Below are 19,720 nucleotides of genomic sequence, written 5' to 3'. Positions count from 1 at the left end.
TCGCCGGACGGGGTACCGATCGCGGCACCGACACGCCATACGGCTCCGTACGGACACGTCGTGATCGATCGGGCGGGTGGGGGTCCCTGCCCTCTCGCCACGGCGGACCCGACACCTGTCCGGTCGGAACGGACGGCGGCTCGATGAGCCGGGCATCCTCTCCACGCCCCTCGGCGCCGGCGTGTCCGACCCGGCCGACCCGGCCGACCCGGCCGACGAGTAAAACCCGGGGGTCGTCCTTTTGATCGAGATCGCCATGGTGGCCGCGACCACGGCCCTGTGGTTCGCGTTAACCGTGAAGGGACCTGCGGCAATCGCAGCAGGTGCCTCCCTACTCACGGGGGTCGCCGTCAGCGAGATGCATTACACCGACATGTTCGCGATGAACGTTCGCGTTCGCAGGCGCATGGCCTCTACGAATGTTCGGATCCGACGATCCGACAAATGGAACGGAAACGCCGTGCGACGCATCCTTCTCCTTGCCAGTGGCAACAATGGCCTGACCCAGCGTGCCGACCTGGCTCTTCGGGCGGCCGGCCACCAGGTGCGACTCGCCGTGGTCGCCGAGGGGTCGGATATTCTGCGGGCAGTCGCCCCGGCGGATTTCGAAGTCGTCATCTGCCCGTTCCTGAAGACGCGCATCCCGTCGTCCGTCTGGAAAACCTGGCCCACGGTCGTCATTCATCCGGGCCCGGTCGGCGATCGCGGACCTTCCTCGTTGGACTGGGCCATTGCCGACGGTGAGCCGCTCTGGGGCGTGACGGCCCTGTCGGCCGTGGAGGAAATGGACGCGGGACCCATCTGGGCGACGCGCACGTTCCCGATGAGTGAACCTCCGGCACGCAAGTCGGCCGTCTACAACGGGCCCGTCGCCGATGCGGCCGTCGAATGCGTTCTCGAGGTCGCCGAGAAAGCCGCGGATCCCGCATTCCTCCCCGTGCCGGCACAGCAGTACCCGAAGGCGGTGCCTTCGGCTCGCCTGCGCCCGGCGATGTCACAAACGGACCGCGCGTTCCGGTGGGACTCACCGGGACCGGACATCGTGCGATCGATCGCGGCGGCCGACGGGTTCCCGGGAGTGCTCGCGAACATCGGTTCCCGGGCCGCCTACCTGTACGACGCGCGCTTGGACGGCCCGGTGGCCGGAGCGCTCCCGGGCACGATCGTGGCACGGCATCACGAAGCCGTGCGCGTGGCGGCCCGGGACTCCAGCGTATGGATCGGACACATGCGCGCCAAGGCCGAACCGACGGCCCGTGCCTGCAAGCTTCCCGCGGTACAAACGTTGGCGCGCGGCGATTACGGCGTGGACATCGCGGCCCTGCCCGAAGCGACGTGCTCGCCGTACACGGATATCCGGTACCGGCGTGAGGGCGACATCGGATACCTCACGTTCGACTTCTACAACGGCGCCATGAGCACACGCCAGTGTGGACGACTCCTGTCGGCGTTGCGCGAGGCAACGACCCAGGACACCAAGGTCCTGGTCCTGCGGGGCGGACCCGAGTTCTTCTCCAACGGCATCCATCTCAACGTCATCGAGGCCGCCGATCAACCGGCCATGGAGGCGTGGCTGAACATCACGGCCATCAACGCCGTCTGCCGCACCATCCTCACCACCACCGAACAGGTCCTCATCGCGGCGTTCGAAGCGAACGCGGGCGCGGGCGGTGTGATGCTTCCTCTCGGGGCCGACGTGGTCGTCGCTCGTCCGGGCATCGTGTTGAACCCGCACTACGCGACCATGGGACTGAGCGGCTCGGAACTTCACACGTACACCCTGCCCCGGCGTGTCGGCGACGCGACGGCGCGACGACTCACCACCGAATGCAGGCCGATCGATGCCGAGACCGCACTCGCCATCGGCCTCCTCGACCGCATCGGCCCCGCGAGGAAAACCGATTTCGACAGGTGGTTGGCCGACCTGGCCCGGGCGGAAGTCGCAACACACGAGCAGACCCTCGACAGCAAACGCAAGACTCTTGCCGCAGACGGCGCCTTCAAGCCGGTCGCCGCGTACGAGACCGAGGAACTCGAGGCCATGGCCTTCGACATGTTCGCGAACCGCCAGGGCTTCGCACACAAACGCCACCGATTCGTCTTCAAGCTCTGATCCCCCACCACGCAGACCCGGTGATCGCGAGGCCGGGATCCGAACGCCGTCGGCCTGGACCGGGCCGCGTGATGCCGGGTGCGGCCGCGAGTGGTGAGGCGGGGTGCAGCCCCGTGCGCGGGCCGGTGTCCGTACCGCACCGGGTGCGCCCGCGGCAACGACGCGGGCGCTGATCCGTCAGGCGGGCTGGACGGTGATGGTGCAGAGGCGCTTGGTGGCCCGGGTCAGGGCGACGTACAAGTCCCTTTCCCCACCGGGGCGGGCCGTGATGATCTCCTCGGGGTTCATGACGACGACACCGTCGAATTCCAGGCCGCGTGCTTCGGATGCCGGCACGATGCGTGCGTGTTGTGCGACACCCTGGGCCGTCAGTTCGGCCACCCTCGTGTCCGCGCAGAGCACTCCCAGAAGCTCGCCCGGGTAGGCGGTGCTCTGGGCTCGGAGCTCCCGGGCGACGGCGGTGACCAACCCGTCCGGAGGCGTGGTCACGGTGCGAGGGCTCTCACCGCTTCGCAGTGACCGTGTCGGCTTCTGGTCCGGAGCGATCCGCGCGAGCAACTCTCGGACACTCTCCAGAATCTCCTGCGTGGTGCGATAGCCGACGGTCAGGTTGTGCAGTTTGAACCGCGGTCCGACGTGCGGGCTCAGTGCTTCCTTCCAGTCGCGTGCCGTCGCGACCGGGCCGGCCTGGGCGAAGTCGCCCACCAAAGTCATCGCCCTTGCCGGGCAGCGGCGGACGACCATCCGCCACTGCATGACGGTCAGCTCCTGCGCCTCGTCGACGACGACGTACCCGTACGTCCGCTCCGGCGGGCCGTCGACCAGGCTCGCAGCCTCGTCCAGCAACGGCACATCGGCATCGGTCCACGGGTGGTCCGGACCGCGCAGCAGAAGTGACCGCTCCTCCGCGGTCAATCGGGGCAGGCGCTCGGCGAGAGCATCGGCATTCGTCAGGAGCGCCTTCACGAGGTCACCGGGTACCAGCCGCGGCCACAACACCTCGACCGCTCGGTCGACGCCGGCGTCGTCGAGGAGATCGGCCCGGATGGCGTCCAGGTCCAGCTCGTGGACCGGACCCGAGTCGGCCGCACCTTCCACACGGCGCTGGGCGGCACCAGTGAACCGGTCGAGGTCCATGCCCGTCATCGCGGCGGCATCGGCGTCGATCTGCTCCAGAAGGTCGCCCATGTCTCGTTGCATGGCGTCGGTGACGGCGTCGACCAGAAGCTCTTTGAACACCTGGCGTGCGGGGTTGTGCCCCGGTGCGGCTGCCACGGCGGCGTCGCGTGCCGTGGCAACGTCCTCGCCGGACAGGTGAACCGATTCCTGTCCGACCCGCACGGTGAAGTCGCCGTGGGGAGCTTGGTGGACGAGCAACAGGCCGGCCAGAGCATCGGCGAGGTCGGAACTGCCTTTGAGACGCGCCGTATCGAACGGGTCCACCGTGTCCGCGGACACTCCGGCCAGTTCGTGGCAAGTCGCCAGGACGACGTCGTTCTCACCGAGCGAGGGAAGGACCCTGGAGATGTAGTCGAGGAACCGGGCATTCGGGCCGACCACCAGGACACCTTGCTCCGCGGCGCGCGGGAACGCGTACAGGACATACGCCGCCCGGTGCAGGGCGACCACCGTCTTGCCCGTACCGGGCCCGCCCTGCACCACTGTCACCCCGCGGTGGGCGGAGCGGACGATCTCGTCCTGCTCGGCCTGCAGCGTCGCGACGGCCGCGTGCATCCTGCCGGTACGCCGCGCCGACAAGGCCTCGGCCAACGGGCCGTCACCCACGACGTCTTCGTCGGTCGGGGCGGAACCGTCGAGCAGTTCGTCGCTCACCGAGACCACCGTGCGTTCCTCGAGGCGCAGGTGCCGGCGGCGGCGCAGATTCATCGGGTGGATCGGCGTCGCCTCGTAGAAGGGCCGCGCCGCGTTCGCGCGCCAGTCCACGAGCAGAGGCAGTTCGTCGTCCTCCGTATGCAGGCCGATCCGCCCGATGCGCAGGGCCGTGCCATCCGTCCAGTCGATGCGGCCGAAGACCAGCCCCTTTTCGGCGCCCTCCAGCCGGCCGATTTCCCTGGCCAGACGCTCGGCGGCGATCTCTCTCTCGTATGCCTCATCGGCACTTTCCGCCGGAGCTTTCAGCACATTCGCTCGGTGTACTCGCGCCTCGGAAAGCCGCTCGGTGAGCAGGTCGTACAAGGTGGACACAAAAGCCCGCTCCGATGCAACCGCACACACAGCAGGGTCGTTCGCTTGCGACAACAGGGGACTCCTTCGATTCGAGCCAAGATCATATGGTCATAATTCTCCGAAAATAAGGCTTGACTTACTCGGGGCGCCGTGGCCCCAACCTGTACGAACGCTCACGCCCTGCATCAGTCAGACCGGCAATGGGGCCCTGACCTGGGAAAATAAAGATCTGCTGCGGCTCCTCCGAGTATCGAATGAGCGTTGAATCGGTGCACACGACGATGATCTAGAGCTGTCCGCCGGGCCGGGTGGCGCGCTTGGCGGCATCGGCAAGACCGAGGGCATACAGGACTGCCTCATGACCCTGCGACTGAATCCATGACGGCCGACCGTATGGCAAATCATGCATTCCGCCGTTCCGTTTATTGCCGGTTGCAATCTCGATGCCCGTATGCCTTATGGGCGATCCCCGTTCTCGGATGCCTGCGATTTTTTGCCGCACTCGGGAAAAGACGGAAGAGCCGGTGAGGCGACCTCGCCCCATCGAGCTCACTGCCAGGGGCATCCGGTCGCCTCGTCCGGGGACCCGACCGAGGAGACGAGCGCAGAATGGGTCAAAGCCCTCGACCGGCCCTCGACCGGTCGGACCTGCCCGAGGGCGAGCACCGCGCCCATGCCGAGTCGGCGTGGGGGATCACCCCATACGTCGCCGAGGGGCTCTACATCCTCTACGGCCGGGTCGGGCCGGGGGTCGGTTGCGCGGCAGGGACCGGCCCCCGGCGTTCGAGGCTTCCGGCGGGTGGGTGCCGGTGATCGCGGTGGGCGGCGCGCTCGGCGCCGGGCTGGTCAGGGGCGGATGATGTAGCGGCCGCGCAGGCCGCCCTTGGCGGTGGCCCGGTGGGCGTCGGCGGCCTGGTCCAGGTTGACGACGGCGTGGACACGGGCCGGGAGTTCGCCGGCGGCGGCGCGGGCGAGGAGGCCGGCGAGTCGGGCGCTGTCGGACGAGGTGAACAGCGTGGTGACCGCGATCCCGCGCTCGGCGGGCGGTGCGAGACCGGGCCGCACACCGACGTAGGCGCCGCCGTCGCGGACCAGTTCGAGGGCCTGGTCGTTGAGTTGTGCGGCGTCGACGACCGCGTCCCATCCCGGCTCGGCGTGCGTGGTGAAGTCGGCACCGAGGCCGCGGACGAACTCCTCGTCGCCGGTGCGGGCGAGCCCGGTCACCTGCCAGCCGCGTTCTTGGGCGAGGACGGTGACGTTCGCGCCGACCGCGCCCGCGGCGCCGGTCACCAGCAGCCGGTCGGCCCCGGCGGGCGCGTCGCCGAGCAGGTCGACGACCTGCGCGGCGGCCAGACCGTTGAGGGGGACCGTGGCCGCGGCCGGCAGGTCCAGGTCGTCGGGGACGGGGGCGACGTCGGCCGCCGCGACCACGATCTGCTCGGCGTAGGTGCCGTAGTCGCGGTCGAAGCCGACCACCAGGCCGGCCACCCGGGTGCCGACGGCCAGGTCGACGCCCGGCCCGGCCGCGTCCACGGTGCCGGCGAACTCCCAGCCCAGGCCGGTGTGTTCGGGCTGCTGGACCAGACCTGTCGAGTGGAAGAAGCCCGCCGCGACGCCGAGGTCGGTGGGGTTGACCGTCGCCGCGGCGATGGTGACGCGGATCCGGCCGGGGCCGGGCTCGGCGACGGGCACCTCGATGATCTCGATCGAGTCGGGCCCGTTCGGGACGCGGACGACGGCGGTGCGGAAAGTGGCGGCACTCATGACTTGTTCCTTCGCGGTGGGGTGATCGTTTCCGTGCTCCATGCTGGTTTCGTTAACCTCGTGACAAAAGAAGGCACTTGAAAGTGCGTTAGCCCCCTCGGGCACCGAAGGAGCGATCGATGTCGACGCGGACGGCGGCCCAGCAGCGGGCCGAGGAGAAGACGAGCTACAACGCGTTCATGGAGGGCTGCCCCAGCCGCCAACTGCTCGATCGCATCTCCGACAAATGGGTCGCGTTGATCCTCGCGGCCCTTGGCAGCGACGGCCCGCACCGCCCCGGGGTCGACCACGGCGATGGTCCCCGGACGATGCGCTATTCCGAACTGTCCCGCCGGCTCGCGGGCGCCAGCCAGAAGATGCTCACCCAGACCCTGCGCTCCCTGGAAGTCGACGGCCTGGTCACCCGGACCGTCACGCCCACCGTGCCCGTCACCGTCACCTACGAACTCACCGAACTCGGTCTGTCCCTGAATCGCGTCATAGCCGGCCTCAAGGACTGGGCCGAAACACACATGACCGACGTACTCGCCAACCGCGAGCAACACCACCGCGCCGCAGCCGAACACTGACTAGGGTCGGGGCAGTCCGCCCGGCGCCGCCGCCTCCCCCGGCGTAGGCGGTCGTGCCCGAGCCGTCCCCACCCGCTGCCCCTGTGCCCGGACTCCGTTCCACTGCGCGCAGAACGCGCGGATTCCGAGGGTGTGGCACCACATCCTCGTGGCGGCCGGGCTGCGAGCCCTTTGTGCAGACGCTCGGATCTGCCGACGTGACTCTCGTGCGCGTCCAAGGTCCGCGCCCGACCCGACACGGCTGCGCCGCCGACACGCCTTCGCACCGGGTGAATTCGCCGATCCCCGGACACCTCGGGCAGACGTCCGACACCCTGGGTGGGTGGCCGACGACATCGCGCACGACGACCCGTACGAGGGTGCCCCGCCGATCCCGGTGGAGTTGGCGGGCCTGGCCGAGTCCACCGGCCGAGAATTGTTATTGCGCGTGGCGGCCGTCCTGGACCGGGTCGCGCTCGCCGACACGTCGGGCGGGACGGCGCTGTTCGCGTCGGCACTGCACGCCGCGCGAGGCCTGGTCGAACACGACGACCGCGCCGATGTCGACCAGCCGTTGCGGTACGTTCGGGAGCAGTACCGGACATGGCGCGAGGCCACGACATAACGACACGCGGGAAGACTTCGGGCTGTTCGGCGTCGCAAGGGCCGGAACCCCTTGCGGGAGCGGTGTCCCGCGCGCGGAACGGACACACCACCCGCCAAGCCCTCGACACCGCGCCGACTCTCCCCGCCATCCGACGGGCAAACCCGACGGCTCCTCCACGCCGACCGGCCGTGCACGTGCAGTAGCAGCACACGAGAGCAGGAACGACTCGATGGACATCGAAGGCGCTGGGATCGACCACCTCATCGTGCAATACGTGTGCGGTGAGGATCGGGCCTACGACGGCCTGGTGGCCGCGGGACCGGTGAGCCTGTCGCGCCTTCTGGACACGCGGGCCGGCCGCGCCGCACCGTCCTGGAACGACGCGTTGGCAGAGGTACGCGAACGCCTCGACGCCCTGGGGAGAGAGGCCTTCGAACGCCTCTCCACACTGCAGGCGCTCCTGGCGAAGGCGTTTCCCGACGCCCTGTTCGACGCGGTCGCCGACGACCCGGCACTCGAACCCGTCGTGATGTGGACACTCCAGGGACTCTCCGATCCCCGCGTGCTGCCGATCCTCGAGCGTGGGCTGCGTTCGCCGGGCTCCACCCGCCGACAGGCGCTCCACGGCATGGTGAAGCACGGATCCGCCGCACACACCGACACGATCGTCGCCTGCCTGGGTGACGAGGACGATCGTTGGACGGCCTTCGAAGTGCTGGGGCACCTGGGTGACGAGCGTGCCATCGGCCCGCTGCTGGCCTGGCTCGCCGAGGACGACCGCACCGCCATGATGGCCGAGCAGGCTCTCGCCCGCATCGAGGAGCGCATCGGCGGCCCGGTCACACGACCCGTGTGGCTGGACCTGGAACTCAAAGAGTTCACCGCGTCCTCCCCCCTCCAGCCGTCCCGTGTCACCGAGGTACCGGCGCCCGGGCAGACCGTGGTGAACGGCGACGTTCTCGTCACATTGGAGAGCGAGCTGTTCGAGACACGGTTGTGCGCCGACCGGTCCGGAACCGTCGCGGAAGTCCGTGTGGCAGTGGGCGACGAAATCTCCGACGCCGTCGTCGCCGTCGTCCTCCGAGCCCGACGCCGCATCGGCTAGCGACACCGTCCGCAGCGCGGCCGGCGGCTGGAAGGCGGCGACCATTGCGCGTTTGGGGGATCGCGCGGCATCGGAGACGTCGCGTCCTCGGCCTCTCTCGGGGAGCCGAGCACGCGGGTGGGCCACCGCCTGCAAGCGGTCCTGGTGCTCGGCGAACCGTGCGCTCAGCCGGTCCGGTTCGACCATGTCACATTCCTATGCCCGCGCCGGTCATACGTACTGACCGGCGAAACCCGCGCCGATGCAACGGCGGGCCCGGGCCGCCGTCCGGCCGGACGGCACGCGGAACCCCTCAAGCACAAGGAGTCATGGCATGAAGGCGCACGTCAGCGCGATCCTGCTCGGTGTCCGGGACATGGACCGGGCCAAGCAGTTCTATACCGAGGGGCTCGGCTGGAAGATCAAGGACGACTTCGGCGTCTCGGTCTTCTTCGAGTCGGACGGCGCCTCGCCGGTCGGCTTCTACGGCCGTGAGGGCCTGGCGGATCAGGTGGGCACAGGCGCGGACGGAACCGGCTTCGGCGGGGTGGTACTCACCTACGTCGTCCGCAGTCGGGAGCGGATCGACGAGATCATGGCGGAGGCCGCAACGGCCGGCGCCAAAATCCTCAAGCCCGCCGGCGACCTGCCCTGGGGCGGATACGGCGGTACCTTCGCCGATCCGGACGGCTACATCTGGAGCCTCGGTTTCAGCGCCCGGGGAAAGGACCAGCTCTACGCGGAGTAGCCGCTCTCCGTTCACAGCCGCCCGGGACGGCGAGGCGCGTGCCGCGACCGTCCCGGGCATGGCGACGGCCCCGCTGGGCGAAACGGGAGCGAAGCACGGCGACCGGCCGGCGACCGGCGTCGCGATCGGCGACACGGTCGAGGCCGAGGTCGAACTCGACACCGAACCACGCGACGTCGTCGAGCCCGCGGACTTCGCCCGACCCCTGGACGACGACCCCCGCGCCCGCGCCGCGTACGACAACCTCACACTCAGTCGCAAGCGCGAGCACGTGCGCGCCGTCGAGAGTGCGAAGAAGCCCGCAACGCGCCAACGACGCATCGAGAAGGCCATCACCGCCCTACGGGGCTGACACCCGACATCGAGACTCCGCCGGCACAACAAGAGCCGCGCGGATGCCCGACCCTGCCCCACGCCACCGAAGGAACACACATGCCGAAGCGCCTGATGACCGTGCTGTACTGGTTCCTCGCCCTCGAATTCGCGCTGGGCGCCGTGACCAAGTACTGGCCGGGCGACACGATGTTCAGCTCGGCGTACTCCGCGAAGTTCGTCGACTGGGGCTACCCCTCCTGGATGCGCTTCGTCGTCGGCGCCCTGGAAGGCCTCGCGGCCGTCCTGCTCGCGATCCCCGACAAGCGAACGCGCTTCCTGGGTGCCACGACGCTGATGTTCGTGCTCACCGGCGCGGTCACCACCCACATCGTCAACCACGACCCCGCGGTGGAGAGTTGGGCCGCGCCGGCGCACCTGGTCGTCATGGGCCTGCTCGCGCTGACCACCTGGCCCTCCGACTGGCGGGACCTCCTGCGAGCCCCTGCCCGCCAACAGCCCGCAATGACAACGGCGTAGCCCCGCAACCGCGTCCTCACCGGCACACCACGGACTGAGCGCGGCAACCGGCAAGCCCGCGCTTCGACCACCGGCTGACTCTCTCGGGCGGAATGCGCCTCGCCCTGGTCCAGATCGTCCACGACGCAGCCGAAAGCCGGGTCTACCTCGGTTCGAGACCGACGCCCGCGGTCCGCCCGATCCGACTCGCCCGCGCTGCGGTGGGTCAGGCGCGCAGGCGGGCCAGGGTGCGGCGCCCGCGCTCGACCAGCTCCGGATCGCCGTGCTCGCGGCCGTACCGGATCCCGGAGACGGCGTCGCGTGCGGACGCGGCGGTCAGATGTTCCTCCTCGGCCCGGCTGAGCGGCCTGCCATACCCGGTCAGGAACGCCGCGCGCAGATCCGGGCGTCCCGTCCAGGCGTCGGACAGGCGTACAAAATCCCGTACGGCGGGGGCGTGTTCGCTGCGCTCGAAGTCGATCACACGCACGGTGGCGTCATCGGACCAGAGCAGGTTCCGTGGTTGCAGGTCGCCGTGGACGGGGACGAGATCGAGACCGGGCAGCCGAGCTGCCTGTCGCGCCGCGGCGCGGACGAAGTCCTCGTCACCGGGCAGGAGATGGCCGCGGACCCCGTCGAGGAGTCGCTCCAACGATTCGAGGCCGGCGCAGGCTCCGTCCGCTCGTCGGGCCGGCGCGCTGCGGTGAATCGAGGCGGCGAGTGCCCCGATGCCGCGGAAGATGCGTCGCTCGACGTCGGGCGGGTGGACGGCGCCGTGCAGGGAGCGACCCGGAACGGCGGTGACGACAACGGCTCGCAGATCCGCGTCGGCGGCCATCAGCCGCGGCGCGGCACCTCCCAGCCGCGGGACCCAACTCCGGTAGGCACTCGTCTCGCGATCGTGGAAACGCTCGTTCTGGTGGATCTTGACGAACCACAGGCCACCCGCGGCGCCGTGTGCCCGCCAGACCCGGCTGTCGGCCCGGGCCCAGGATGCGTCCGACCACTCGGCGATGCGGCCGACCGCCCGTTCGGTGAACTCTCGCACAGCCGTGGGCGGGACCGGGTCCGCGTCGCCGACGGCCGGGACGCGACGGAGTCGATCCGCCGTCGGGTCGTACGCGATCGGGTCGCCGGGCTGCTGGAAGTGCACGGCGAGCCGGGTGCCGACCCGATAGGCGTCGAGCCCGGCCCGACAGTAGGCCACCATCGGCGTCGGCAGCGCGTCGAGCCGATACCACGCCATCCCATCGCACACGGCGGGCTCCATGACCCGCGGAGTTCCGCGCCAGAGCCGCGCCTCGAAGAAGAACCCGACCCGGGCACCCCCGCCGGGGCTGCGATGGTGCACCGTGACCGCGGCGCGGACGTCGGCCGGGTCCACGACCACGCCGGTCTCCTCCTCCGCCTCGCGGATCACGGCGCCGACGACGTCCTCGTGCGGACCGTCCAGGTGGCCGGACGGAAGATGCCACAGGCCGGCGGCATACACCGTCCCGGCCCGACGCGACAGCAGCACCCGCGTCCCGTCGACGCTGTCGCGACGCAGGATCAGATGGACGTCCACGGGCTCGGTGTGACGCTCCCTCACGCTCGTTTCCCATCGCAGTTCTCGGGTGATCCGGGCCCGGCTGCCGGTCTCGTGCCCCCGATCCTCCGGGTCGCGATGGGGTCACCCTCTCGCGAGGCGGGCCGGTGACGGCGGTGTCGCCTGGCTCTGTTCACGAGTATGGGCGCTCAGGGCGGTGATCGTGTCCGGGGGCAGCCGCTGTGCCGGGCCCGCCACGGATCGGTGTACCGAGGCGGTGCCCGGTCGGGGGCCAGGCGAGACCCACCGTCCGGCACGCGCGTGGGCCCGCCACACCGATGCGGTGAAGCGGGCCCACGCTTGCGACCGGGGATTCAGAGGCGGTCGTCCGTCTCGTCCTGGATGTCGTCGAAGCTCGGCCGGCCTTGCCGGCGGGCCTCGTCCGCCTGCCGCCGCAGACGCTCCTGCTCGCTCTGGCCTCGCTGGGACGCCTCGTCCTGCTTGCCCTGCATCTTCTGCTTGGCCTGCTGGGCCTTCTCCTGCATCTCGTCCTTGATGCCCATGCGGGAACTCCGTTCCGGTGGGGGGTGGGTTCTCAGTCACCATGGCACGGAGACGGACGCGACACCTTACGGTGCGTGGCAATCAGGTGACGTTCGGCGTCGATGTGTCGCGCCACTGATCCGCCCTCGTCGGTTCGGTTGCCTGCGGGCCGCCAGGACTTCGGGCGAGGGATCCGGTGTCGGTCCAGGAAGTGCCGGGACGCGGCCGGCGGCCGGGGCGGGGGCGTTCCGCCGGTCGGGGGCGGACGCGGCCCATTCGGGCCTCAGCACGGCCCGGGCATCCCCTCTACTTGTACGGCCATGTCGCGCAGTTCACGCGCCTCGGCGATGTGTTCGTCCGCGAGCGGGGGTTCCAGGACCGCGAGGCGCTCGAGGTGTCCGGCCTGGGTTCTCAGGCCACGAGCCCACGCGGCTCCGGACTCGCAACTCCCGCCCCGTTCCGCCTTCCACAGGCCGGCGGACTCCGCGCGCCGCCGGTTCGTCTCCTCCCGCGCGACGACGTTCTCCGGTTCACCGGCGGCGAGCCCGGCCGCGATCGCGTGCTCGACTGTGGGTCATCCGCCGGTACCAGGCATCGATGTCGTGCGTCATCGAGTCGCCGTCGTCGGGGAGACGTCGCCGGCCGGTCCTTTCCGTGGGGCGGCCCGCCTACTGGCGGGCCATGTGCATGCGCATCTCGCTGGGAACGTCGACGATCAGGTCACCGGACAGGTCGACGGTGACGCTGTGGAGGGTGCCGGTGAAGCGGAACGGCGGCCGGTAGTCCGGGGTGACGGCCGATCCGGGGTTGGCGCCACAGGCCATGCCACCCGGGTTGAACGTGATCGGGGTCGTCACCGGCATGTCGCTCTCACCGACGAGGCGGCCGTCGATGTAGAGCTGGGCGCGGCCGGGCGCGCCCTTGCCGTGGGCCATGTCCGGGGCGCCGGTGGGCTCGAACTCGAAACGCAACGCGTGCCGCCCTTCGGGCACGCTCTCGCCCGAGACCACGTGATACAGGGCCCGCTGGACGTAGTTGTGGGCGTAGTGCAGCCGGCCGTCCTTGACGTAGAGCGACCAGCCGCCGGCGTTGCCGCCCTGGCACAGCAGGACGCCCTCCGCGCCGCCGGGCGGGATCTCGACGTCGGCGACGACACTGTGCGGCCGGTTCAGGACCCGGGGGGGCGACCGCGGCGGGCAGGACCTGGGTGCCGGGGCGGAAGGTGTAGCCGGTCCGGTTCTCGGTGATCTGCGGGCGCTCGGTCATCACGCGCTCGAAGGCGCTGCCGTCGATCGGCATCACGTTGTACTTCCCGGCTTCCACGTACCACAGGGCGATCATCTCGATCAGCTTGCCGCGGTGCTCCCGGGCCAGATTGCGGGTCTCGGCGATGTCCTCGTCGACGTGGTAGAGCTCCCAGTGGTGGGCGTCGAGGTCGTCGAGGTCCGTCACGGTGATCGGGGTGCCGAAGGGCCGCTCGGCCTCGGCGAAGGAGGGGCCGGGCCAGGGGCAGACCGCCCGCCATCCGTCGTGGTCGATCGCCCGGTGCCCGAGCATCTCGTAGTACTGCGTGCGGTGACGGGTCGCCGCGTCGGCGTCGTCGAAGGTATGGGCGAAGCTGACGCCGTGGATGGGTGACTGGGTAACGCCCCGGATGGTCGCGGGCGCCTCGATCCCCAGGACGTCCAGGACGGTGGGGACCATGTCGACGATATGCGCGAACTGGCCGCGGATCTCGCCGCGGGCGCGGATGCCGGCGGGCCAGTGGACGAGGAAGGGGTCGCTGGTGCCGCCGCGGTAGGTCTCGCGCTTCCACCGCCGGAAGGGGGTGTTGCCCGCCCACGTCCAGCCCCACGGGTAGTGGTTGAACGTGGTCGGCGCGCCGATCTCGTCGATCCGGGCCAGGCTCTCCTCCAGCGCCTCGGGCGCGTTGTTGAAGAACTGCAATTCGTTGGTGGTGCCGGTCACTCCGCCCTCGGCGCTCGCACCGTTGTCGGAGACCATCATGATCAGCGTGTTGTCGAACTCGCCGGTCTCCTTCAGGAAGTCCAGCAGCCGCCCGATGTGATGGTCGGTGTGCGCGAGGAACCCGGCGTAGACCTCCATCATCCGCGCGGCCAGACGCCGCGCGTCCGGCGTGAGCGACTCCCACGCGGGCACGTCCGGGTCGTGCGGAGACAGCCGCGCGTCCTGCGGCACCACACCGAGCTCCTTCTGCCGGGCGAAGGTCTGCTCGCGGTAGACGTCCCAGCCGTCGTCGAACCGTCCCCGATAACGGTCCGCCCACTCCGCCGGCACATGGTGCGGGGCATGGGTGGCGCCGGTGCACAGATTCAGGAAGAACGGCTTGTCCGGGGCGACCTGCTTGGCGTCTGCGATGAACGACATCGCCCGCTCGACGAGGTCCTCCGTCAGGTGGTAGCCCTCCTCCGGCGTGGCCGGCGGCTCGACCTGGTGGTTGTCGTACACCAGGTCCGGATGCCACTGGCTCGTGTCGCCGCCCAGGAATCCGTAGAACCGCTCGAAGCCCCGCCCCAACGGCCACCGGTCGTACGGGCCCGCCGCCGACTCCTGTTCCGAGGGCATCAGGTGCCACTTGCCGACCATGTACGTGTTGTAGCCGTGCTGGAGCAACATCTCGGAGAGGAACCCGTTCTCGAACGGGATGCGCCCGTCGTAGCCCGGGTAGCCGGTGGCCAGCTCGGTGATCGCCGCCATGCCGTTGGCGTGGTGGTTGCGGCCCGTGATGATGCACGAGCGCGACGGCGAACACAGCGCGGTGGTGTGCATGTTGTTGTACAGCAGCCCGCCCGCGGCCAGCGCGTCCAGGTTCGGCGTCTCGATCGGACTGCCGTAGCAGCCCAGTTGCCCGAACCCCGTGTCGTCGAACACGATGAACAACACGTTCGGCGCACCCGCCACCGCCCGCACCGGCTGCGGCCACGCCGGACTCGACTCGTCGGTCGTGCGCCCGATCACCCCCGGGAACCGCTGCCCCGGCCGGTACTCGCTCCACGACGACTGCGCCATCTCGGTCTCCGTCCCACCGGCGGCACCAGCGCCGGTGATGTGTGTGCGGCCGGGCGGCCTGCCACGACCACGAAGCCCTGCCATCGACGCGGGATCCATATCGACAGCCGGGCAGGAGACGTCGGCTCCGGCCGGGCCCCGGGCTCCTCCACGCTAGGACGCCACCTCCACCACGGCGACCGGGGTGCGCCGTCCGGGCCTCCGGCGAGAAGGCGATTCGAGGCCCCGACCGAGGACGACCCGGTGATCCGGTAGGGCCTGATCCACGCCTCGACCGTCGCCGCGCGCTGCCCGCCCTGGTCGAAGTCGAACAGCCTTCGCCCCTTCTGCGCACTCGCCCACCCGCCCGGTCGGGGCACGTACCGGCGGGCCGAGCCGGTTCCCGCCGAACGGGCCGTCGGGAACCGGGCGCCGGGACACCCGCCGGTCGACGCGCGGGCATGGGCGTGGGCGTGGGCCTGGGCGTTGCGGCGTTCGACTCACCGTGTCCGGTCCGCGTCACGCGGTCGGGTCGCGCCGGGCGTCTCCTCGTCACCTGGATGCCCGGTTGCTCGTTGTGCCCGTCGTGGTGGCCCGGCGTCCCCCGTCGCCGCGCCCACCTCATCCCGGTGGTCCCTCCCCCGATGCCACCGGGTGGCCGGGCGCGTCGGTGCCGGCCGGCGCGACGCCGGCACCGACCGCGTCCCGGGAACCGCACTCGGGCCACCCGGTCCACGGCGGCTCAGTCGTCGTGCCGCGGCCGGGTTCGCCCGCCGGGAGGCGCTCCGGCAGCGCGCGTCCGCGGCGTCCGGCGAGCGTCGCGGCGAGGACCCCGCGGTCGACGTACGGCCCCACCGCCGTTTCCACCAGCCCCCGCAACTCGGCCCGAGCCGGCGCCTCGACCTCACTGCACCGGCCGGTCGACGTCGAAGCCGTGCCGGGCCGCGAACGCCGGCCGGCGGGGGTCGTCGCGTTCGCGCTCGACCGCGGGCAGCGCGTACGCGCGGACCTGCCCGTGGGCGAGGGTGCCCCACTGGTCGCCGACGCCTTCAGGACCTCGAACGTGGCCGCCTCCCACCGGGCCCGGAACGGCCTCGGTTCCTCCCCCGCCTTCCCGCGGCGCCGCCTCAGCGCCTGAGCCGGATCACCGGTGGGGAGCGCCGTCGGCCAGATGGGCGAACGTCTCGAGCCAGCTCGCGTACCACTGGCGAAACCACGGGTGACCCTGGGCGAGAGGGACGATGGTCCGCGCCGTCTCGCGGTAGTACGAGCCCCGTTTGTCGGGTCGGGGATGCGAATCCAGGCGCTGGACGTTGCTCAGGCGATCCGCCAGTTTCACCATGAGCGCGTCCGTCGGCGCGCTCTGCAACCGGCTCAGATAGGCCTCTCGGGCCTCGGCCGGGGACTGTCCCTCGGCCGGTTCCGGTTTGGTCACCCACTCGACCAACTCCGCGACCCGATCGCCGAAACCGATCCTCACCGCCTCCGGCGAGCATGCCGTGTCCTCCACCACATCGTGCAGGACCGCCGCCCGCAGGACGTCGACATCGACGATGCCCAGCGCCTCCACGAGAACGCGCACGACCTCCAACAAGTGCTCGACGTACGGCTCGCCCGCCGGCCGGACCTGGTCCGCGTGCCAACGCACCGCGAAGTCCACCGCCGTGTCGAGCAGTTCCAGGTCCCCCGGGGAAAAGCGGCTCGCCCATCCTTCCCGGAGAACCGGCCAACCGGCCTTCGCCTCGAACCGCTCGAGCACCATGCTCACCACTCGCCCCCGTGTTCGCCGACCGGCACCGAACGGCCAACGCTACCAACCCACATCACGCGGCCGTCTCCCCCGCCGGACCACTCGACCACCGCGCCTACCCCGTTGTGGAGATCGAGGTCACCGAGATGGCCTCCGCCGAAATGCTCCTCGCGGTCTTCGGCTACTCCCTGTACTCAGGGTGCACACCGAGTCCTTGTCAGTCCCTTGTGTACCGGTTGACGGCCCGCGGAAGGCCGAGACGGGCTCGCAGGGTGGTCGTGGTGTAGCCGGTGCGGAAGGCCTTGCGTTGCCGGAGCTCGGGGACCAGGGCGGTGGTGATCGCCGTCAGGTCGTGGGGCAGGGCCGCGGGGCGTAGGCGGAAGCCGTCGAGGCCGGCCGGGCGCCAGTCGAGAAGCAGGTCGGCCAGTTCGCCCGGGGTGCCGGTGAAAATGTGCGCGTCGGAGGCCAGGGCGGCGCCGTCCAGGCCGTCGAGGCGGCGCTTGCGCCGGGCTGCGGCGCCGGGTTCCTCGTCCAGGAAGACCACCAGGTCGGCGAAGGTCCGCAGCGGTTGGTCGACCGGTCGGCCGGCCTTGGCTTTGGCCTTGTCGACCTTGCCGAGGATGGTCGCGATGTCCGCGCGGGAGTGTGGGGTGAGGTAGACGACGTCGGCGGCCGCCGCGGCCAGTTCGTACGGTACGGAGGCATGGGCCAGGACCGTGACCGGTGGTTGGCCCTGGGGCGGGCGCGGGGTGATCGAGGGGCCGCGGATGCTGAAGTGTTCGCCGACGAAGTCGATGTGGTGCAGTTTGTCGCGGTCGATGAAGCGTCCGGTCGCCGCGTCGCGGATCTCCGCGTCGTCCTCCCAGCTGTCCCACAGCCGGCGGGCGACCTCGACCACGTCGGCGGCCTCGCCGAACAAGTCGCGCAGGCGTTTGGCGATCAGTTCCGTCTCGCGGATGTCGTCCGGGGTCAGGGCGGGTGTCGTACGCCTGCCGAAGTGGGTGGCGTCGGCGGCGCGCGAGGAGATTTGCGGACGCCAGCCCGCACGGCCGCGGCTCGCGTGGTCGAGCGTGGCGATCCCGATCGCGACGTGGAACGGTTCGGTGTGGGTGACGTTCGTGGTCGGCACGAGTCCGATGTGGGAGGTCAGCGGGGCGAGGGTGGCCGCGAGCAGGACCGCGTCCAGTCGGCCCCGGACCTGGTCGGTGCGGTCGTCGGGCCGCTCGAACGAGGCGGATTGCATGGCGAGCGCGTCCTCGAAGGTGACGAAGTCGAGCAGCCCGCGTTCGGCCTCGGCGACCAGGTCGGCCCAGTAGCGGGCGGTGAACAGGTCGGCGGGTCGGGCGTCCGGCTCACGCCAGGCCGCGGGGTGCCAGCCGGCACCGTCCAGCGCGACGGCCAGGTGCAGCGGGGTCACGATGTCTCCTTCGCGCGTGGCGCTTTCAGGCCGAGGTGGTCGCGGAGTGTGGTGCCGGTGTAGTCCGTGCGGAAGACACCCTTCTCCTGGAGCAGTGGGACCACCCGGTCGACCAGCTCGTCCAGTCCGGTGGGTGTGAGGTGGGGGACGAAGACAAAGCCGTCGGCGCCGTCGCTTTGGACGAACTCGTCGATGGCTTCCGCGATTTCATGCGCGGTGCCGACGAACGTCTGTTGTCCGGTGACCTCGATGACCAGTTCGCGCATGCTCAGCCCACGCGCGTCGGCGAGTTCCCGCCATCGGCGGGCAGTCGCGTCGCGGTCCTTGCGGAAGGTCGAATGCCCTTGGAGGAGGAGACTGTCGGGCGCGGGGTCGATGTCGGGCAGCGGGCCGTCCGGGTCGTACCTCGACAGGTCCCGGCCCCAGACCGCCTCGACGAAGGTGAGCGCGGTCTGTGGACCGACCTGGGCCCTGCTGATCTCGGCCGCGTGCTCGATGGCCTCCTCGGTCGTATCGCCCAGTACGTAGGTCGCGGTGGGGAGGATCTTCAGGTCCTCGGGCGCGCGGCCGTGTCGGGCGAGCCGTCCCTTGACGTCCCGATAGAAGGCGCGGGCCTGTTCCGGGGTGTTGTATTTACTGAAGACGACGTCGGCGTCGGATGCCGCGAACTCCCGCCCTTCGGGGGATTCGCCGGCCTGGATGATCACCGGGTGACCCTGCGGTCCACGCGGTGTGCCGAATCGCCCCGAGATGTCGAAGTGCGCTCCCCGGTGCGCGAATTGCCCTGCGCCGGCCCGGATGAAGCAGGCTCCGTCCGGGTCGGCCGGGATGTCGTCCGGCCGGCGGCTGTCCCACAGTTCGCGTGTGGTCGACAGGAACTCGGCGGCGCGCGCGTAGCGTTCGGCCTCGTCGAGGAATCCGCCGCGACGGAAGTTCTCGCCGGTGAACGCGTCGAAGCTGGTCACCACGTTCCAGGCGGCCCGACCCCCGCTGAGGTGGTCCAGCGTGGCGAGCCGACCGGCGACCTCGTACGGTTCGTTGAACGTGGCGTTGACCGTCGCGGCCAGTCCGAGGTGGGTGGTGATCGCCGCGAGGGCGCTGAGCACGGTGAGCGACTCCGGCCGACCCACGACATCGAGGTCGTGGATGCGGCCCTTGTGTTCCCGCAGCCGCAACCCCTCGGCCAGGAAGAAGAAGTCGAACTTCCCACGTTCGGCGGTCCGGGCCAGTCGGGCGAACGAGTCGAAGTCGATTTGACTCTCGGATCGCGGGTCCGACCACACGGTGGTGTTGTGGATTCCGGGCAGTTGCGCGGCAAGATGGATCTGCTTCACCGGCACGACGCGACCGCCCGCCTGTTGCGGTGGCGGCGCGCCGGCTCGGCTCGGCCGTGGTCCGGGGATGGCTCCCCTGGTCGCGTGATGTGGTTGCGCATGGTCTGCATCGTCGAACCTTCACACTTATGTGAAGGTCAATCCGACCCGGCATGGCGTGGATCACATCGACTCGCGTGCCGCCTCGGGAGCGAGAGCGGCGTCGGAGCCGGGGCCACTCGGACACCCCGCCGTCAGGATCACCAGGTCCCCACTAC

At 70.4% G+C, this 19,720-nt stretch carries 17 protein-coding genes; 7 read left to right on the top strand and 10 right to left on the bottom strand.

Annotated elements, in window-relative coordinates; genetic code table 11:
• Nucleotides 1–241: 241 nt before the first annotated feature.
• Nucleotides 242–2,113, top strand: coding sequence for an enoyl-CoA hydratase-related protein (locus ACIRL2_RS28075; protein WP_402235535.1), 1,872 nt, complete (start codon nt 242–244; stop codon nt 2,111–2,113).
• Between the two features lie 177 nt (nt 2,114–2,290).
• On the opposite strand, the gene ACIRL2_RS28070 is transcribed toward ACIRL2_RS28075, so the two are convergent.
• Together ACIRL2_RS28070 and ACIRL2_RS28065 are read right to left on the bottom strand one after the other, a co-directional pair.
• Complete coding sequence (locus ACIRL2_RS28070; RefSeq protein WP_402235532.1) at nt 2,291–4,318, bottom strand: HelD family protein; 2,028 nt, start codon at nt 4,316–4,318, stop codon at nt 2,291–2,293.
• Nucleotides 4,319–5,146: 828 nt separating this feature from the next.
• Nucleotides 5,147–6,064 (bottom strand): alcohol dehydrogenase catalytic domain-containing protein, encoded by a 918-nt coding sequence (locus ACIRL2_RS28065; RefSeq protein WP_402235529.1) that lies wholly within the window; start codon nt 6,062–6,064, stop codon nt 5,147–5,149.
• Nucleotides 6,065–6,183: 119 nt separating this feature from the next.
• Between ACIRL2_RS28065 and ACIRL2_RS28060 the strand changes: the two genes are divergently transcribed.
• From ACIRL2_RS28060 to ACIRL2_RS28035, 6 genes are all read left to right on the top strand, one after another.
• Complete coding sequence (locus ACIRL2_RS28060; protein WP_395868669.1) at nt 6,184–6,633, top strand: winged helix-turn-helix transcriptional regulator; 450 nt, start codon at nt 6,184–6,186, stop codon at nt 6,631–6,633.
• A gap of 322 nt (nt 6,634–6,955) precedes the next feature.
• Nucleotides 6,956–7,237 carry a hypothetical protein gene (locus ACIRL2_RS28055; RefSeq protein ID WP_395868671.1) on the top strand — a complete coding sequence of 94 codons (282 nt, stop codon included), beginning with the start codon at nt 6,956–6,958 and terminating at the stop codon, nt 7,235–7,237.
• A 211-nt stretch (nt 7,238–7,448) separates the two neighbouring features.
• On the top strand, nt 7,449–8,324 hold the full coding sequence (locus ACIRL2_RS28050; RefSeq protein WP_402235525.1) for a HEAT repeat domain-containing protein: 876 nt from the start codon (nt 7,449–7,451) through the stop codon (nt 8,322–8,324).
• 313 nt (nt 8,325–8,637) lie between these two features.
• On the top strand, nt 8,638–9,051 hold the full coding sequence (locus ACIRL2_RS28045; RefSeq protein WP_395868675.1) for a VOC family protein: 414 nt from the start codon (nt 8,638–8,640) through the stop codon (nt 9,049–9,051).
• 58 nt (nt 9,052–9,109) lie between these two features.
• Complete coding sequence (locus tag ACIRL2_RS28040; RefSeq protein ID WP_402235522.1) at nt 9,110–9,403, top strand: YdeI/OmpD-associated family protein; 294 nt, start codon at nt 9,110–9,112, stop codon at nt 9,401–9,403.
• An 80-nt stretch (nt 9,404–9,483) separates the two neighbouring features.
• Entirely contained in the window at nt 9,484–9,903 is a 420-nt protein-coding gene (locus ACIRL2_RS28035; RefSeq protein WP_402235519.1) for a DoxX family protein, read from the top strand.
• Nucleotides 9,904–10,108: 205 nt separating this feature from the next.
• On the opposite strand, the gene ACIRL2_RS28030 is transcribed toward ACIRL2_RS28035, so the two are convergent.
• The 8 genes from ACIRL2_RS28030 to ACIRL2_RS27995 form a co-directional block, all read right to left on the bottom strand.
• Complete coding sequence (locus ACIRL2_RS28030) at nt 10,109–11,473, bottom strand: phosphotransferase (protein ID WP_402235516.1); 1,365 nt, start codon at nt 11,471–11,473, stop codon at nt 10,109–10,111.
• Between the two features lie 311 nt (nt 11,474–11,784).
• Nucleotides 11,785–11,973: a hypothetical protein gene (locus tag ACIRL2_RS28025; protein WP_402235513.1), complete on the bottom strand. Its 189-nt coding sequence runs from the start codon at nt 11,971–11,973 to the stop codon at nt 11,785–11,787.
• A 648-nt stretch (nt 11,974–12,621) separates the two neighbouring features.
• Nucleotides 12,622–12,816 carry a hypothetical protein gene (locus ACIRL2_RS28020; protein WP_402235511.1) on the bottom strand — a complete coding sequence of 65 codons (195 nt, stop codon included), beginning with the start codon at nt 12,814–12,816 and terminating at the stop codon, nt 12,622–12,624.
• 7 nt (nt 12,817–12,823) lie between these two features.
• The gene (locus ACIRL2_RS28015) at nt 12,824–14,983 is read right to left on the bottom strand and encodes an arylsulfatase (RefSeq protein ID WP_402235508.1); all 2,160 of its coding nucleotides are present in this window, start codon (nt 14,981–14,983) and stop codon (nt 12,824–12,826) included.
• A gap of 883 nt (nt 14,984–15,866) precedes the next feature.
• A complete protein-coding gene (locus ACIRL2_RS28010) occupies nt 15,867–16,040 on the bottom strand; it encodes a hypothetical protein (protein WP_402235505.1) in 174 nt (57 codons plus the stop codon).
• Between the two features lie 66 nt (nt 16,041–16,106).
• Nucleotides 16,107–16,724, bottom strand: coding sequence for an HD domain-containing protein (locus ACIRL2_RS28005; RefSeq protein WP_402235722.1), 618 nt, complete (start codon nt 16,722–16,724; stop codon nt 16,107–16,109).
• Nucleotides 16,725–16,929: 205 nt separating this feature from the next.
• Nucleotides 16,930–18,129 carry an LLM class flavin-dependent oxidoreductase gene (locus ACIRL2_RS28000; RefSeq protein ID WP_402235503.1) on the bottom strand — a complete coding sequence of 400 codons (1,200 nt, stop codon included), beginning with the start codon at nt 18,127–18,129 and terminating at the stop codon, nt 16,930–16,932.
• Nucleotides 18,126–19,469, bottom strand: coding sequence for an NtaA/DmoA family FMN-dependent monooxygenase (locus tag ACIRL2_RS27995; protein WP_402235501.1), 1,344 nt, complete (start codon nt 19,467–19,469; stop codon nt 18,126–18,128). The genes ACIRL2_RS28000 and ACIRL2_RS27995 overlap by 4 nt, the downstream gene beginning before the upstream one ends.
• Nucleotides 19,470–19,720 lie beyond the last annotated feature (251 nt).

It is taken from the genome of Embleya sp. NPDC127516 (assembly GCF_044765325.1).
GTDB lineage: Bacteria > Actinomycetota > Actinomycetes > Streptomycetales > Streptomycetaceae > Embleya.
This window is presented reverse-complemented; position numbering and strand designations above follow the sequence as displayed.

Excerpts from the sequence above, each read along its gene's own strand:
- ACIRL2_RS28065 (WP_402235529.1), bottom strand. The coding sequence starts at position 6,064 with ATGAGTGCCGCCACTTTCCGCACCGCCGTCGTCCGCGTCCCGAACGGG.
- ACIRL2_RS28060 (WP_395868669.1), top strand. The coding sequence starts at position 6,184 with ATGTCGACGCGGACGGCGGCCCAGCAGCGGGCCGAGGAGAAGACGAGC.
- ACIRL2_RS28050 (WP_402235525.1), top strand. The coding sequence starts at position 7,449 with ATGGACATCGAAGGCGCTGGGATCGACCACCTCATCGTGCAATACGTG.
- ACIRL2_RS28045 (WP_395868675.1), top strand. The coding sequence starts at position 8,638 with ATGAAGGCGCACGTCAGCGCGATCCTGCTCGGTGTCCGGGACATGGAC.
- ACIRL2_RS28040 (WP_402235522.1), top strand. The coding sequence starts at position 9,110 with ATGGCGACGGCCCCGCTGGGCGAAACGGGAGCGAAGCACGGCGACCGG.
- ACIRL2_RS28035 (WP_402235519.1), top strand. The coding sequence starts at position 9,484 with ATGCCGAAGCGCCTGATGACCGTGCTGTACTGGTTCCTCGCCCTCGAA.
- ACIRL2_RS28025 (WP_402235513.1), bottom strand. The coding sequence starts at position 11,973 with ATGGGCATCAAGGACGAGATGCAGGAGAAGGCCCAGCAGGCCAAGCAG.
- ACIRL2_RS28020 (WP_402235511.1), bottom strand. The coding sequence starts at position 12,816 with ATGCCGGTGACGACCCCGATCACGTTCAACCCGGGTGGCATGGCCTGT.
- ACIRL2_RS28015 (WP_402235508.1), bottom strand. The coding sequence starts at position 14,983 with ATGGCGCAGTCGTCGTGGAGCGAGTACCGGCCGGGGCAGCGGTTCCCG.
- ACIRL2_RS28005 (WP_402235722.1), bottom strand. The coding sequence starts at position 16,724 with ATGGTGCTCGAGCGGTTCGAGGCGAAGGCCGGTTGGCCGGTTCTCCGG.